This window comes from Celeribacter sp. SCSIO 80838 (assembly GCF_056498065.1).
On the sequence record NZ_JAZKMA010000001.1, the window covers coordinates 3,113,461 to 3,129,141 of the forward strand.

The window sequence follows — 15,681 nt, forward strand, 5'->3', positions numbered from 1 at the left end:
GGCAGGGCCGGATCGGGAGAGGGTCCCCCCCTCTCCCTCTACTCTCAGCCGATGGGCTTCATCTCACCGGTGAGCGGGATTTCCGGGTGATCGCCGTTCTCGACGATCTTGAGCACCGGTTTGCCGCCGTCCATATGCCACTGCCCGCCGACGAGCGGCGTTTTTGCGACATTCAGCACCGGACCGTTGGCGAAGTTGATATGGCCTACAACGGTCTCGACATCGGTCGCGGCCAGAGCGGCGGCAATGCTGTCGGGGTCGGTCGGGTCCTCCGAACGCTGGAGCGCATTGAGCGTCACTTCGAAGAGCGAATGTTTGAAGCCCAAAGGCATGGTCCAGGCATTGCCGGTCTGCGCCTCGTAATCGGCGGCGAGATCAGACATCATGACGAAGACTGCGATAAGCCGACGGAATAGGTCATGTCGCCAAGAGCGGAACGTGGTGAAACAGGTCTGATCAATACGCCGCCCCTCCCCAAGCGGCATCAAACCGCGACACGTTCATTTCACAGAGAACACCTCCGGGGTTCTCAGCTGGTGCTCTCCATTTTCTGGGGCACGTCGAGTATGACCGCTCAGACGGGCGGGACTTCGACCAATTGCTCAGCTATAAGGACGACATAAATCTCGAGGCCAAACGGGGCGAATGGGATCTCCCACCGTCCACATTGAGCCCACAATGGAACACACCTTACGGGGGGCCTCAGGGACAAGCGCTCCTCGCCCGTTGGATGTCACGCGAGAAACCGCACCTTACAGCTTGGCCAGATCATCGCTTTCGGGCTCACGAGTCCGATTGAAGCCAAAATCGTCGAGTACCGCCAGAAAAGCCGGGGTTACGAACAGCGTCATTAAGGTCGCACCAGCAAGACCGAATGCGAGGCTGGCCACGATCGGCCGCAGGAATTGCGCCTGCGTGCTTTGTTCGAACAACAACGGCCCGAGCCCTGCCACCGTGGTCAGCGACGTGAGGAAAATCGCCCGGAACCGGTCCCGAACGGCCTCGCGTCCGGCTTCGAACATCTCTGCCCCGGACGCACGGCGCTCGCCGATGAAGGCGTCCAAAAGGATCGCGTTGTTCACCACGACCCCCACCAGCGTTGCCAGGCCAACCAGACTCGGCAGGGAAATCGCAAGCCCAAGCAACATATGCCCCCAGATCACCCCGACAAGGCTCAGCGGGATCGACACGATCACCGCGAAGGGCCGGATGAAACTGCCCATGTAGAAGGCCAAAAGCAGGTACACGCCGACGATCCCGGTCATCATGTTTTGCCCCAAAGAAGCACCCGTCGTCGCGGTATCCTCGGCCTCGCCCAAGATCTGAACGCTGACGCCGGGGCGCTTGGCCGCCAGTTCGGGCAGGTAATCGGCCCGCATGGCCTGCATCAGCTCGCGCGCGTTGGCGATGGCGGGATTTATCGAGCCCTGCACGGACACCGCCCGCTGACCGTTCACATGCGTGATCGTGTTGTAGCCACGTGTCCGGGTCACATCCGCAACCGCAGACAAGGGCACAAGCGTGCCGGTCGTGCTCGGCACCTGAAGCGCAAGGATGTCATCCAAAGCATCCCGATCTTCGCCCGCAAGCCGTGCCACGATGTCGATCTGACCGTAGCGATCCGAGAAGGACACCGCACTATCGCCCCGGAAGGCGGCGCGCAGCTCTGCGGCCAGGGCTTGTGGTGTCACGCCCAGAAGGGCCGCAGCCCCCGGGCGCATCTGCACCACGATTTCGGGTTTACCGGGTCTCAGGTCGAAACTCACATCGCGCACCCCGTCGAAATCCCGGAAAAACCGACGCAGTTCACGGGCAGTGACCGCCAGATCGTCAAGATCGTCGCCCACGAGGCGCAGGTCAATCGGCTTGCCGCCTGCCCCACGCTCCTTGTCCGTGAACCGCATCGCGGCCATATCCGGCATCGCGCCCGTGAGTTTTTTCCACTGATCGACGATATCCGTCACCTCGGTCGTGCGCACGCCTGCGGGCAAAAGCGCGGCGCTGACCGTCGCCATGTTCGGCCCGGTGCTCGGCGCATCCGCGTTGAAGCCGTAGGTGATCGTGTAGCTTGTCACCAAGGGCTGACCGTCCGGCTGATCCGGGCTCCACTCCGCGTTGAGCTGGTCGAGCGCTTTGATCACTTTGGCCACGCGCTGTTCGGTGCGCTCCAGCGTTGCCCCTTCGGCGAGCAAAAGCCGCGCTTCGACCATATCGCTCTCCAAACTCGGAAAACTCTGATATTTGATGAAGCCACCGGTGTAGGCCGCCATCGACACCGCCACGAGGAACACCGCAAGCCCCAGCGTCAGGTAACGAAAGCGCAAGGCGAGATCGGCCAGAGGTACGATCACCCGATCCCGCAGCGCATCGAACGCCCCGTTCACGGCCCGGTTGATCCGCCCCGGACGATAGTCCCGCGCCAGAGAATGACGCATATGCGAGGGCAGGATCAGGAAGGCCTCGATCAGGCTCACCGTCAGGGTGATCAGCAAAACGATGGGAATATACTTCAGGATCGCGCCAATGCTGCCTGTCAGAAGCCCAAGCGGCCCGATCACCATCGCCGTGGTCAGGAAGGAGGCCAGAACACCGGGGCCGACCTGTTTCACGCCATTCACCGCCGCCAGCGCCGCGCTTTCCCCGGTCTGTCTGCGCCGCACGATATTTTCTGAAATCACGATGGCGTCGTCCATCAAAAGACCGATCGCCACCAACAGCGCCACCATGGTCATCATGTTGATCGTGTAGCCCAGAAGCTGCATCGCGAAAATTGCGCCAAGAAACGAGACCGGCAACCCCATAGCCACCCAGAAGGACAAGCGCGCGCCAAAGAACAGCCACATCACCACGAGCACAAGGATCAAGCCTTGAACCCCATTGTCGCCGATGATGCGCAACCGGTCGCGGATGTTGGAGGTCGAATCCTGAGAGATCGTGAGGGTGATATCTCCCGGTGCCTCGGCCTGTGCGATGACGATCTGGCGATCGAGCGCCGCCTTGACCCGTAAAGCATCCTGAGACGCCGTTTTCGACACCGCGACGATCGCCGCGCGGTCATGGCCGAAATAGGTCGCCTGCGACGGATCGTCGAACCCAGCGCGAATCTCCGCCACATCGCCCAGACGGACCTCTCCGCCCGCATCGCTGTTGGCAATCGGGATCTTCGCCAGCTCAGAAGGGGTGCGCTTTTCCCCGAGAAACCGGATCGCGGTCTCGCCCGTCGCGCCCTCGAGCGTTCCGGCGGGCATATCCAGACTGTAGCGCGTCAAAGTCGTTACGACATCGCCGATATCGAGGCCAAAGCGTTGCAGGTCGGCCTGTTTGAAGGCGACGGAAATCTCGCGATCCGAGAAGCCGTTGACATCGACCTGCGAAATATTCGGATCGGCCCGGAGCCGTTCGGCGAGCTGCTGCGCATAGGCAAAAAGAACAGCCGGATCGTCCGGTCCGGTCACGGCGACCGAAGACACCGAGGCCACGCGCTCGACAATCTGAGTCACCGGATCGTCCGCCTTTTCCGGGAAGTTTGAGACGGCATCCACCGCGTCTTTGACGTCATTGTAAAAGCGCGTCATATCCGCACCTTCGATGATCTCGGCCGTGATTTGCGCCGCGTTGTCACGGGCGATACAGGTCAACTCTGCAAGGTTCTCGACCCGCATCAGCGGCACTTCCGCGACCGTGCAAATCCCCCGCTCGACTTCCGACGGGCTCGCGCCCGGATAAGAGATCCGAACCGACACATCCGACGGCGGGGTCAGCGGGAAGGTATCGCGCTGCAATTTGGGCAGGGCCAAAAGCCCAAGCCCCATCAGAGCAATCATCAGGATATTGGCCGCCGTGCGATGCTCAGCAAACAGTCGGATCATTGCGAGGCTCCCTGACCGCCGCCATTGCCCTGGCCACCGCCGTTACCTTGGCCGCCGCCAGCGCCTGCCGGGGCTGCGACCTGTCCAAGTGCAGCCGCTGCGATCTCGGCCTTACGAGCGTCGTCTTCAACGGGTTTGACAGCCATGCCCGGCACGGCAATCGACGGATCGGTGATGACAATCTGATCCCCCGGTTGCAGGCCTTTTGTCACAACGGCAATGTCATCCGACGCAAACCCGGTCTCCACCGGTCGTTTCTCCAGCTTCCCCTCCGTGGAAACAACAAGCGCCGTCCCGTTCTGCACCGCCTCGGCCGGCACGACCAGCACACTTTGTTTCGGCGCCAAAAGCTCCACCTGAACGAACATGTTGCGCCGCAGGGGCGGCCGTTTGCCCGCTTCGCTTTGCGACAACGGATCGACAACGCGGACCACCACCGGCGCGCTTTGCGTCTGGCTGTCGATGGCTTCTCCGACGCGCACGACCTCGGCGGGCCAGATCACATCATGACCGGGCGCGGTCAGGCTTACCCGCGCTTTCAGATCCAGAACGCTTGCCCCCTCCTCCATCATCCGCAGAAGCGGCCCGATCCGCCCGATCGGAAATTGCGCCGCGATATCCACCGCGTCGATGCTCTCCCCGCTCAAAAGCGTCTGACCGGAACCGACATATTGACCGAGATCGGCATCCAGTTCGCTGACGCGCAGGTCATAGGGGGCGGTGATCACAGCAAACCCCAGATTGCGCACAACGGAGGCCCGCTGCGTCGCAAGTACATCCCGCTCGGCAACGTTCAATGCGATCTGGTTCTCCAGCTCCGTCACGGAGGCCCGCGCCGACAATTCCTGCCGCCGCGCGGTATCCACTGCGGTCTGGCTCGCCACACCTTGGGACTTTAACTGTTCCTGCCGGGCCAGATCATCCTGCGCCAGCGCCAGATCGGTTTTCGCGAGTTCAAGGCTGGCCCGGATCGTTTGATCCTTGAGTTCGGAAGCGGAAACCTCCGCATCGATACTCGCAAGATCGAGCTTGAGCTCACTGTCGTCGATCCGGAAAAGCACCGTCCCTTCGGAGACGATATCCCCCGGTGCCAGAGGCGTTGCCTGTTCGACAACCTCCCCGGAAATCCGCGCCACAGCGCGCCATTCCCGCACCGGCTCGACGGAGCCATACCCCATGACCCTCAGCACGGTGGGGAGTGCCTCAACCGTGATCACCCGCACCGGGGACGGCTTTTGCGTCACCGCAGAGGGCTCCGGCAACGTGCTGAAATTACCGGCATATATGACGGCAAGGACGCCCAATGCCGCCGGCGCTCCAAAAGATGCCGCACGTCCGATCAATTTCATCATGCTCTAAATCCCCCAGCGTTTCGAAAGGATTCTCGCCTACAGCCAAGAATCTCGCCCGCGCAGGTTAAGAGACGTCGGAGAACCTGTCACACACATATTTATTTTTGTGAATTTTTCGCGAAAAACGAATGACCCGACGCAGCATTGAGCTTCCCCATTTGAACGGCTCCCCCTATCGGCTATGGAGGACCGGCTATGGCCAACAAGCGGACGAACGGTTGAGAAGGGTTGTGTCAGATCTGACGCTCGACAAGCTCCTCTTCACGGAGGCCGCCAAGGGAGTGAGAACCATCTCAGACACGGGCGGAACCTTCAGCCCCGCCGGTCGTCGTGCTTGCATCGCCCATGTCCGCTCCCGGCATTACGTTTCGGAACGGCGTTTGTGCCGGGTGCTGGGGCAGCATCGTTCGACACAGAGGCGCATTCCTCCGGGACGCGTCGATGAAGACAGACTTGTCGCTGCCATGATCGGGTTGGCCCGCCAATACGGACGCTCCGGCTACCGCAGGGTTGCCGTTATTCTCGGAGAAGGACTTCGTGCATTGCCGAACCGATAACGGCAAGGTCTTCCGGACGCTGAATGTCATCGATGAATTCAGCCGCGAATGTTTGACGATCGAGGTAAAACGCAAACTGAACTCGACAGATGTTATCGGTGTTCTGACAGACCTCTTTATCTTGCGGGGCGGGCACCAGCCTTCATGCGCTCGACGTTGCCGGTGTGGTGCCATTGGTTTGTGCCCAATGGGCGATGGGCCTGAATTCGTCGCGCTGGCCGTCAGAAACTGGATCGGAACTGTCGGTTTGCAGACCGCCGACATCGAGCCAGGCAGCCCAACGCGAACCGCTTCAGGCAGGGGCACATTCTGAACCGGATTGCAATTACGGGCTGACTGCACACAGTCCCGTTAGGTCCCGACCCCAAGGCGCCGCCGGAAAAATTCACCGTATACGGACAAATCGTCAGCGCGTAGCCTGCGGGGAAGGCAGGCGGTGGCATAGAGGGCAGCGGCACAAACCAATTTAAGTATATGCTTTTGGAAACAGTAGCGCGATATCAAGCACAAGCTGCACGACAATATAAACACCTTATCATTGTCAGAAGCAACTCAGCATCAATGGTGTAGAATGCATCGCACAGACCCCGGATTGTGACGGAATCACAGAGTTCGCGGCACAAGGTATATACTTGTGAGGCAGCATCACGGTATCGGGGTTACAAAGCCGCTTTCCTTGACTATGACAGAACGGGAACGACAGCGCGAGGGGCGACGAGTACGAGCATGGCGATAGAAAAATCAGATACGCTGCACGGCCGGATCCTCGAAGAATTCTCGCGCAATATCGTCGATGGCACATGGCCGCCGGGGTATCTTTTGCCGAAAGAGACCGAATTGGCGGAGCAATACGGCGTTTCACGGATGACGATGAACAAGGTGCTGACCCGCCTTGCCTCCGAAGGGTTCGTGATCCGTCGCAAGCGCAGCGGCACCGTTGTCGCGCAGCCACGCGCGGAATCTGCGGTGCTTGCAATCAACAATATCGGCGAAGAAGTGGCAGCACTCGGGCGGCGGTACAAATGGTCCCTTCTGTCAAGCGAGAGCCGCGCGAGCAATGCGCAGGATCGTCGGCTTTTGGGCCTGAACGAAGACGAGGCAAAGGACAAGTCTCTGTTCTTGCAGGGGCTGCACTTTTCGAACGACGAACCCTTTTGTCTCGAAACCCGGGCGATCAACACAAAAATGGTGCCCGGTGCCTTGGACGTAGATTTCGAAAAAGATGTGCCCGGGGCGTGGCTCTTGACCACGATGCCCTGGACCAAGGCGCGCCATCATGTGCGGGCGATCAATGTCTCCGGGCGCGATGCGACGCTCTTGGAATTGCCCGTCGGCGCAGCCTGTCTCGAAGTGCTGCGCCGCACGCAGATCGATGCCCATTGGGTGACCTGCGCACGATTGCTCTATCCGGGCGAAGCGCATCAGCTGATCGCCGAGTTCGACGGCAAACTCGGGGGTTGATCTCAGGTCTGACGGCGGACGGTCAAGACGAGCGCGCCTTCGGGGACAGTGGTCTTTCCGAGGGGCAGTTCTTGAAGGTCGTGGCGCTTCAATCCGAGTGCGCGATGATCTTCCAAGGCAAAAAGATAGGCGGCAACGAGGCCATCGTCCGCAACCTCTTCGCCGCTTTGATAGACCGTGCCTTTGAGCGGCGCACGCACCATCAGATTGAGATCGAGAAGCGCCTCATTCAGAAGTTCGGCGACACAGGGCATCTCCCCCGAAAAGGCATGCGGCACCCCATCCGGGGCACAGTCGATGATCTGACCGTCCTCAAATCTCAGACGCATTGCGCCACCTTCGATCACGGTGAGCACACGGTCGATGCCGGGAAATATGGAAAACGGACCGGATTGGCCGACTTTGGCCGTGCTGATCCGCCAGTCGAAATCATCGAACCCCGCGCCCTCGGGATGACAAAGGATTTCTGCGGTCTCACCGCCGCCATTTTTCCAAGGGGCGAAGCGACGCTCCGCCCCGGAATAAATCCGGCTCACGACCCGAGAATCCGCGGCAGGCGCAGACCATGCGCTTTTGCGCATGCGATGGCTTCGGGATAGCCCGCATCGGCATGACGCCAGACGCCGGACGCCGGATCGTTCCACAGCACGCGTTCAAGCCGTTTCGCGGCCTCGGGCGTGCCATCGGCGCAGATCACCACGCCGGCGTGTTGCGAAAAGCCCATGCCAACGCCTCCGCCATGGTGGATCGACACCCAGGTCGCCCCCGAGGCGGTGTTGGTCAGCGCGTTGAGAAGCGGCCAGTCGGAAACCGCGTCCGAACCGTCTCTCATCGCTTCGGTCTCCCGGTTCGGCGAGGCCACGGAGCCTGCGTCGAGGTGATCGCGCCCGATCACCACCGGGGCTTTCAGCTCGCCATTGGCGACCATCTCATTGAACTTGAGACCCGCGCGGTGGCGGTCGCCGAGACCGATCCAGCAAATCCGCGCCGGGAGGCCCTGGAAGGCAATGCGCTCCTGCGCCATGTCGAGCCAGCGGTGCAGACCCTCGTTCTCAGGGAACAGCTCTTTCATCGCCTGATCGGTTTTGTAGATGTCTTCCGGGTCACCGGAGAGTGCCGCCCAGCGGAACGGTCCGATGCCCTTGCAGAACAAAGGCCGGATATAGGCGGGCACAAAGCCGGGGAAGGCAAAGGCGTTTTCCAAGCCCTCTTCCTGCGCCATCTGGCGAATGTTGTTGCCATAATCGAGCGTCGGCACGCCCGCGTTCCAAAAGCCGACCATGGCTTCGACATGATCCTTCATCGAGGCGCGCGCGGCGCGGTTCACCGCCGCCGGGTCGCTTTCCTGTTTGGCACGCCATTCGGCGACGCTCCAGCCCTTGGGCAGGTAACCGTGGAACGGGTCATGGGCCGAGGTCTGATCGGTGACAATGTCCGGGCGACCGTTGGGCAGGGCTTCGCCCGCCTGCATCCGGCGCAGGATTTCTGGGAAAATCTCGGCGGCGTTGCCGATGAGCGCCACGGATTTCGCCTCGCCCGCCTTGGTCCAGCGCTCGATCATCGCCAGCGCTTCGTCGAGATCATGGGTCTTCTCGTCACAATAGCGGGTGCGAATGCGGAAGTCGGCGCGGGTTTCGTCGCATTCGACGGCAAGGCAACAGGCCCCCGCCATGACGGCGGCCAGAGGCTGCGCGCCCCCCATACCGCCCAAGCCCCCGGTGAGGATCCATTTGCCGGTCAGATTGCCACCGTAATGCTGGCGTCCCGCTTCGGCGAAGGTCTCGTAAGTGCCCTGCACGATGCCCTGCGCGCCGATGTAGATCCATGACCCGGCGGTCATCTGCCCGTACATCATCAGGCCTTTTTTATCGAGTTCGTTGAAATGTTCCCAATTGGCCCAGTTCGGCACAAGGTTCGAGTTGGCGATCAGGACCCGCGGCGCATCCGCATGGGTGCGCACAATGGCAATCGGTTTGCCGGATTGCACGAGCAGCGTCTCATCGGCCTCCAAATCCTTGAGTGCTTCGACAATGGCGTCGAAATCGTCCCATGTTCGCGCCGCACGCCCGATGCCGCCATAGACGACAAGCTCATGCGGGTTCTCGGCCACATCCGGGTGCAGGTTGTTCATCAGCATCCGAAGCGGCGCCTCGGTGAGCCAGCTTTTGGCGTTCAGCTCGGTGCCGGTCGGCGGAAAGATGTCGCGTTGATTATGACGGGGATTGGTCATCGGTTCAGGCCTTTCAATGCTGAGGCGCAGGCCCTGCGGCCTCAGCCGCGGCATGCAGGATACGGGTGAGAATGTCGGTGAGCTGCGGACGCAGGATCGCGCATTTCTCCTCGCTCAAGGCGAAGGGGGGCTCTTCGGTGTCGAGATGCGAGGCTTGCGCCAGTTCCATCTGGATGGCGTGGATGCCCATGTCGGGTTCGCCATAATGGCGCGTCGTCCAGCCGCCCCGGAAACGACCGTTCAGAACTTCGGTCCGCCCCGTCGCCTGAGTGCCCGCATGGGCCGCGGCCTCAATCTCCGGCGCACAGGTGCGCCCCATGTCCGTGCCGATATTGAAATCCGGCAAAGTGTTCTCGAAGAGCCACGGAATGACCGAGCGGATCGAGTGGCAATCGTAGAGCACCGCATAACCATGAATCGCCTTCACCCGCGCCAGTTCGGCGGCCAGCGCGGCATGATAAGGCGCGTGGAACAGGGCGGCTCGCCGTGCGATCTCAGCCGCATCCGGCTCTTCGCCCGCGCGCCAGATCGGCGTGTTGTCAAACGTGGTGAGCGGCACAAGCCCCGTCGTCGTCTGACCGGGATAAAGCGATTGCCCGGAAGGATCGCGGTTCGCGTCGATGACATAGCGATGAAACGTCGCCTGAACCATCGTCGCGCCTTCGATGAGACCATCGTAAAGCGTCTCGATATGCCAGTCGGTGTCACGCAAAAGCTGGCCTTCGTCGTTCAGCTTGCCCCGAATGTCCTCCGGCACATGGGTGCCGGTATGGGGAAAGCCCAGAACGAGCGGGCTGTCGCCGCGTGTGATGAGAACCGGGTCCATCAGAACACCTCCGGCAGCAAATCATAGACCGGGCGCGCGAGATTGCCGGAATGGACCAGCTCCGCCGCCGCCTCAAGATCGGGCGCCATGAAGCGGTCGTTGGCGACGGCGGCAACGTCTTCGCGCAGGCGCGCAATGGCGGCGGTGAGCGGGACGGAGGTGGTGAGAGGCGCGCGCAACTCGACGCCCTGCGCGCCGGTCAGCGCCTCAATCCCGATGATATGAAACAGGTTTTGCGTCATCTGAAGCAGGCGGCGCGCGCCATGACAGGCCATAGACACATGGTCTTCCTGATTGGCCGAGGTTGGCGTCGAGTCGACAGAGGCCGGATGCGAAAGCTGTTTGTTTTCGCTCATCAGCGCGGCGGAGGTCACTTCGGCAATCATCAGCCCGGAGTTGAGACCGGGTTTTGGCGACAGAAAAGCCGGCAGGCCGAAACTCAGCGCCGGGTCCACCAGCATGGCGATCCGGCGTTGTGAGATCGCCCCGATTTCGGCCACCGCAAGGGCGATCATATCGGCTGCAAAGGCAACCGGTTCGGCATGGAAGTTCCCGCCCGACACCACCGCCCCATCCGAGAGGACGAGCGGATTGTCTGTGGCAGCATTGGCCTCGATTTCAAGCGTGGTCGCGGCCTGGCGCAAAAGGTCGAGACAAGCGCCCGAGACCTGCGGGTGGCAGCGCAGGCAATAAGGGTCCTGAACACGCTCGTCATTGTCGGCATGACTCGCGCGAATTTGCGACCGGTCCAGCAGGTCCCGCAGGGTCGCGGCCACTTCCACTTGGCCGCGATGACCGCGCAGGGTGTGAATTTCCTCTGCGAAAGGTGCCGTCGAGCCCATGGCGGCATCCGTGGACAGCGCGCCGGTCACGATCGAGCTTTGCAAGGCGCGTTCGGCACGGAACAGCCCGGCGAGGGCCAGTGCCGTGGACACCTGTGTCCCGTTGATCAGCGCAAGGCCTTCCTTGGCCGACAGCGTGACCGGCGCAAGTCCGGCGCGGGACAAGGCTTCGCGCGCAGCAAAGCGCTCCCCCTGATAAAAAGCTTCGCCCTCGCCGATCATGGCAGAGGTCATATGCGACAGCGGCGCAAGATCGCCGGAAGCCCCCACCGAGCCTTTCTCCGGAATGACCGGAATGACGCCCGCAGCGAGCATGGCCTGCATCAGATCGACAATATCACGACGGACACCGGAGGCCCCACGGCCAAGCGACATGAGTTTCAACGCCATGATCAGGCGCACAATCTCGGGAGCCAGCGGCGCACCGACGCCGCAACAATGGCTCAGGATCAGGTTGCGCTGAAGCGTCGCGACATCCGCGCTGTCGATGCGAATGGAGGCGAGTTTGCCGAAGCCGGTGTTGACGCCGTAGACCGGCGCATTGCCCGCGGCCACTTCCGCGATGCGCGCGGCGGCCCGATCGATGCCCGGATAGGCCGTCTCCGAGAGCACCACATCGGTCGCATTCCAGTAAATATCGGCAAGGGTGCGCAGGGCCACTTGCCCGGGGATGAGCGTTTCAGCCATGGGTGACGGCTCCTTTGAAGATGCGTTTATAAAGGGGATGATGACCAAGACGGCCGACAAGCTGGGCCGGGCGCTCGACATCCCAGATCGCGAGATCTGCAACGGCGCCGGGTTTCAAAACGCCGATCTCGCCGACCCTGCCAAGCGCCTGTGCGGCATGAACCGTGACGGCATCGAGACATTCGCGCACGGTCAATCCGAACAGGACCGCACCCATGTTCATCGTGGTCAAAAGCGACGAAAGCGGCGAGGTGCCCGGGTTGCAATCGGTGGCGAGCGCCATCGGAACGCCAGCTTTGCGCAGAGCATCGACCGGCGGTTTTTGAGTTTCGTTCAGCATGTAATAGGCCCCGGGCAAAAGCACCGCGACCGTACCCGATGCGGCGATCTGAGCGACCTCGGCCTCGCCCGCATATTCGAAATGGTCGACGGAGAGCGCACCGAATTCGGCGGCAAGTGCGGTGCCGCCCGAGCGCGTAAGCTGTTCGGTGTGCAATTTAACCGGCAAACCAAGCTTGCGGGCCTCTTCGAACAGCGGCCGGATGTCATCGGCGGAAAAGGCGATGGTTTCGCAAAACCCATCGACCGCATCGACCAGCCCTTCGGCATGGGCCTCGCGCAGCCCGGCGATGGCGACGTCGTGAATATAATCGGTTTTGCTGCCGTCAAAATCCTTGGGCATGGCATGCGCCGCCAGCCATGTGGTAACGACACGCACGGCGCGAAGATCCTCGATACGGCGCGCGGCGCGCAGCATATTGAGCTCGGCCTCGATGGACAGGCCATAGCCGGATTTGATCTCAAGCGTCGTCACACCTTCGGACAGCAGCGCATCGACCCGGGACATCGACGCAGCGACCAGCGCGTCGGGATCGAGCGCGCGGGTGGCCGCGACGGACGAAACAATCCCGCCGCCTGCCTGAGCGATCTCCTGATACGTCGCGCCTTCGAGCCGCATTTCGAATTCGCCGCTGCGGTCGCCGCCGTGGACGATATGGGTGTGGCAATCGATCAGGCCCGGCGTCACCAGACGCCCCTCACACTCCAGAATGTCGTGGCCGGACTCCGCCAGCCCCGTGCCAATGGCCGTGATGCGACCGTCCGCGATCGAAATCTCGACAAGATTGGCTACGTCAAAAGCGAGACGGGCATTTTTCAGGAGGATCGGATCGGACATGGGTTCCCTGCTTGCGTCTTGGTGGTGACTGTTTTTAGAGCTTTGCGCTCATTTTCAATAAGTATATACATATAAAAAGTCACTTGGAAAGACGATTCTTTGTCTTTTCACTCTTCGGCAGAGTCGCACCGGATATAGGAGCAGCGAAACATGATCTTTGCGGACAAGGCCCTCTTGCCAAACGGCTGGGAAAACAACGTTCGGATCGAGGTTCTGAATGGGAAAATCGGGTCGGTCAGTGTCGGCGCCGCGGCCCAGCCGGGTGACACGCGCGTCAGCACGGTGATCGCCGGTATGCCCAATGTGCACAGCCACGCGTTTCAGCGCGGCCATTCCGGTTTGACAGAGATCCGCGGATTAGGCCGTGAAAGTTTCTGGACCTGGCGCGAGATGATGTACCGTTTCGCGCTCTCCGTGACCCCCGAGGATGTCGGCATTTTGGCCGAAATGGCCTATGTGGAGATGCTTGAGGCCGGTTACACGCGTGTTGGCGAGTTCCACTATCTCCATCACGGGACGGATGGCGCGCCCTATGAAAACCCCGCGGAATTGTCCGAGCGGATTTTCACGGCAGCGGAACACACGGGGATCGCCCTGACCCATCTGCCGGTCTTCTATGCCCATGCTGGCTTTGGTCCACAGGCCCCGGATGCGGGCCAGCGACGCTTCATCCATTCCGTCGACGGGTTCATTGATCTCGTCGCCATATGCGAGGCGCGACGCACCCGTCCACAGGATCGGGTCGGCTTTGCCCCTCACTCCCTGCGCGCCACAAGTGCAGACGAACTGAGCGCGCTTTGCACCGCACTTCCGGGGCGAAAAATACATATACATATTGCGGAACAAGTGAAGGAAGTTGAGGATTGTCTGGCCTTTTACGGTCAGCGTCCGGTCGACTGGTTGTTCAACCATGCCGAGGTGAATGCCGACTGGTGCCTGATCCACGCGACGCATCTCACCCCCGAAGAGACCGCGAAAATCGCGGCATCGCAGGCGGTTGCTGGCCTATGCCCCGTCACCGAAGCCAATCTCGGCGACGGCCTGTTTGCAGCGCCTGAGTATCTCGCAGCGGGCGGGCGGATCGCCATCGGCACGGATTCGAATGTCCGGATCGATGTGGCGGAGGAACTGCGTATCCTCGAATACGGTCAACGTCTCACCGCCCGGGCGCGCAATGTTCTCGCACCAGAAGGCGGATCGACGGGACGTCACCTGTTCGAAGCCACCTTGGCGGGCGGAGCGCAAGCGCTCGATGCCCCCGCACCGCAGATTATCAACGGTGCCCCGGCCGATCTGGTGGCGCTCGCCGATCCTTTGAACTTGCGAGAGGGGGATGCTGTGCTCGACCGTTGGATCTTTGGCCGCGATGTGTCTCCGAGCGATGTCTGGGCCGCGGGGGTGCATGTCGTGCAAGCGGGACGGCATATTCACCGGGATGCGGTGGAGGCGCGGTTCGCCAAGGTGCTGCGGCGCGTGCTCGCCTGAGCCGCACCGCATAAGATTTAAACGAGGTCCGGGTCAAAGAATCCGGGCCATGGCCTCAAGAAACTGGTCGTTCTCCCAACCTAGGCCGACCGAAACCCGCAGGAAGTTCTCGAATCCCTCTTGTTTCCAGGGTTTGACGATGACGCCGTGATCTATGAGGCGATCCGCAACATCGCCTGCGGGTTGCCCACAATCGACAAACAGGAAGTTGCCCTTGGACGGCAGGACGCGCAAGCCGAGCGCAGTCAGCCCCTCTTCCATCCGTGTCCGTTCGCGCAGCGTGTCGGCGACGGCATCCCCCATCTCTTCCGTGTGGGTCAGGGCCGCGAGCGCGGCCGCCTGCGCCACCGCATTCGTGTTGAATGGCGTGCGGACCAGATTCATGGCGCGGATCACGTCGTCGCTGTTGGAGATGCCATAGCCAATCCGCAGCCCCGCCAGCCCATAGGCCTTGGAGAAAGTGCGCAGGATCAGGAGCGGCTTGTCATGCGTGGCGAGGCCTTCGACCGCCGACGCATAGTCCGGCCCCGCCGCATATTCGACATAGGCCTCATCCAGACAGAGAAGGCTCTCGGGATGTTGTGCCGCAAGCAGCGCGTCGAGCTCGTCCGGACCGAGCCAGAGTCCCGCCGGGTTCATCGGGTTGGCCAGAAGCGTCAACCTCACCGGACGCGCGGCGGCGGCAAGCAAAGCGTCGATGTCGATCGCCCAGGACGGGGTCAGACCGATGCGGGTCACACTGGCCCCCATCATGATCGCGTAATCTTCGTGGAGCGGAAAGGACGGGAAGAGCGTCACCACCTCGTCGCCCGGATTGAGCACGGCCCGCGACATCACATTGAGCAGGTCTTCCGATCCGTCACCAAGGATCACACGGGATTTTTCCACGCCGGTCTGACGCGCGATTTCATCGGCCAGAGCACGGGCGGACGGATCGGGGTAGATGAAGGGGCGTGCAATCGCATCGCGCATCGCGGCCTGAACCGCCGCGTTCGGACCGTGCGGATTTTCGTTCGAGGCGAGCTTGGCAATGCAATGCCCTTTTGCGCGGGCAGCGATATCGTCAACCGTCAATCCTGAGTTATATAATTTAAGGCTGCCGAGTTCTGATCTCGCGGTAAACTTGGGGGATGTCATGGGAAACTCCGTTGACTCAATCGGGGCGATTGTCTATTTTTATGTATAGACATATAAT

The 15,681-nt window shown here is 61.5% G+C and carries 11 protein-coding genes and 1 pseudogene; 3 read left to right on the forward strand and 9 right to left on the reverse strand.

What is annotated here, in order from left to right:
• Positions 1–44: 44 nt before the first annotated feature.
• The 3 genes from V1475_RS15635 to V1475_RS15645 form a co-directional block, all read right to left on the reverse strand.
• On the reverse strand, positions 45–386 hold the full coding sequence (locus V1475_RS15635; RefSeq protein WP_479413489.1) for a hypothetical protein: 342 nt from the start codon (positions 384–386) through the stop codon (positions 45–47).
• 366 nt (positions 387–752) lie between these two features.
• Positions 753–3,869 carry an efflux RND transporter permease subunit gene (locus V1475_RS15640; protein ID WP_479413490.1) on the reverse strand — a complete coding sequence of 1,039 codons (3,117 nt, stop codon included), beginning with the start codon at positions 3,867–3,869 and terminating at the stop codon, positions 753–755.
• Positions 3,866–5,221, reverse strand: a complete 1,356-nt coding sequence (locus V1475_RS15645; RefSeq protein ID WP_479413491.1) for an efflux RND transporter periplasmic adaptor subunit — start codon at positions 5,219–5,221, stop codon at positions 3,866–3,868. Before V1475_RS15645 ends, V1475_RS15640 begins: the two co-directional genes overlap by 4 nt.
• A 173-nt stretch (positions 5,222–5,394) precedes the next feature.
• Between V1475_RS15645 and V1475_RS15650 the strand changes: the two are divergent.
• Positions 5,395–6,058 (forward strand): annotated as a pseudogene (locus tag V1475_RS15650) (transposase family protein); the annotation flags it as partial.
• A 446-nt stretch (positions 6,059–6,504) separates the two neighbouring features.
• Positions 6,505–7,239 (forward strand): UTRA domain-containing protein, encoded by a 735-nt coding sequence (locus V1475_RS15655; RefSeq protein ID WP_434286881.1) that lies wholly within the window; start codon positions 6,505–6,507, stop codon positions 7,237–7,239.
• 2 nt (positions 7,240–7,241) lie between these two features.
• On the opposite strand, the gene V1475_RS15660 is transcribed toward V1475_RS15655, so the two are convergent.
• The 5 genes from V1475_RS15660 to hutI are packed head-to-tail and all read right to left on the reverse strand — an operon-like array spanning position 7,242 to position 13,001.
• Entirely contained in the window at positions 7,242–7,775 is a 534-nt protein-coding gene (locus V1475_RS15660; protein WP_479413492.1) for a HutD/Ves family protein, read from the reverse strand.
• Positions 7,772–9,469: a urocanate hydratase gene (hutU, locus tag V1475_RS15665; protein ID WP_479413493.1), complete on the reverse strand. Its 1,698-nt coding sequence runs from the start codon at positions 9,467–9,469 to the stop codon at positions 7,772–7,774. The genes V1475_RS15660 and hutU overlap by 4 nt, the downstream gene beginning before the upstream one ends.
• A gap of 13 nt (positions 9,470–9,482) precedes the next feature.
• On the reverse strand, positions 9,483–10,295 hold the full coding sequence (gene hutG / locus V1475_RS15670; protein ID WP_479413494.1) for an N-formylglutamate deformylase: 813 nt from the start codon (positions 10,293–10,295) through the stop codon (positions 9,483–9,485).
• Positions 10,295–11,824, reverse strand: coding sequence for a histidine ammonia-lyase (gene hutH, locus V1475_RS15675; RefSeq protein ID WP_479413495.1), 1,530 nt, complete (start codon positions 11,822–11,824; stop codon positions 10,295–10,297). Before hutH ends, hutG begins: the two co-directional genes overlap by 1 nt.
• Positions 11,817–13,001 carry an imidazolonepropionase gene (gene hutI, locus V1475_RS15680; RefSeq protein WP_479413496.1) on the reverse strand — a complete coding sequence of 395 codons (1,185 nt, stop codon included), beginning with the start codon at positions 12,999–13,001 and terminating at the stop codon, positions 11,817–11,819. The genes hutH and hutI overlap by 8 nt, the downstream gene beginning before the upstream one ends.
• A 150-nt stretch (positions 13,002–13,151) precedes the next feature.
• Between hutI and V1475_RS15685 the strand changes: the two genes are divergently transcribed.
• Positions 13,152–14,486: a formimidoylglutamate deiminase gene (locus V1475_RS15685; protein WP_479413497.1), complete on the forward strand. Its 1,335-nt coding sequence runs from the start codon at positions 13,152–13,154 to the stop codon at positions 14,484–14,486.
• Positions 14,487–14,519: 33 nt separating this feature from the next.
• Here V1475_RS15685 and hisC read toward each other — a convergent pair whose 3' ends face one another.
• Positions 14,520–15,623, reverse strand: coding sequence for a histidinol-phosphate transaminase (gene hisC, locus V1475_RS15690; protein WP_479413498.1), 1,104 nt, complete (start codon positions 15,621–15,623; stop codon positions 14,520–14,522).
• Positions 15,624–15,681: the final 58 nt, after the last annotated feature.

Coding starts and splice junctions, on each gene's coding strand:
- V1475_RS15635 (WP_479413489.1), bottom strand. CDS start 386: ATGATGTCTGATCTCGCCGCCGATTACGAGGCGCAGACCGGCAATGCC.
- V1475_RS15640 (WP_479413490.1), bottom strand. CDS start 3,869: ATGATCCGACTGTTTGCTGAGCATCGCACGGCGGCCAATATCCTGATG.
- V1475_RS15645 (WP_479413491.1), bottom strand. CDS start 5,221: ATGATGAAATTGATCGGACGTGCGGCATCTTTTGGAGCGCCGGCGGCA.
- V1475_RS15655 (WP_434286881.1), top strand. CDS start 6,505: ATGGCGATAGAAAAATCAGATACGCTGCACGGCCGGATCCTCGAAGAA.
- hutU (WP_479413493.1), bottom strand. CDS start 9,469: ATGACCAATCCCCGTCATAATCAACGCGACATCTTTCCGCCGACCGGC.
- hutG (WP_479413494.1), bottom strand. CDS start 10,295: ATGGACCCGGTTCTCATCACACGCGGCGACAGCCCGCTCGTTCTGGGC.
- hutH (WP_479413495.1), bottom strand. CDS start 11,824: ATGGCTGAAACGCTCATCCCCGGGCAAGTGGCCCTGCGCACCCTTGCC.
- hutI (WP_479413496.1), bottom strand. CDS start 13,001: ATGTCCGATCCGATCCTCCTGAAAAATGCCCGTCTCGCTTTTGACGTA.
- V1475_RS15685 (WP_479413497.1), top strand. CDS start 13,152: ATGATCTTTGCGGACAAGGCCCTCTTGCCAAACGGCTGGGAAAACAAC.
- hisC (WP_479413498.1), bottom strand. CDS start 15,623: ATGACATCCCCCAAGTTTACCGCGAGATCAGAACTCGGCAGCCTTAAA.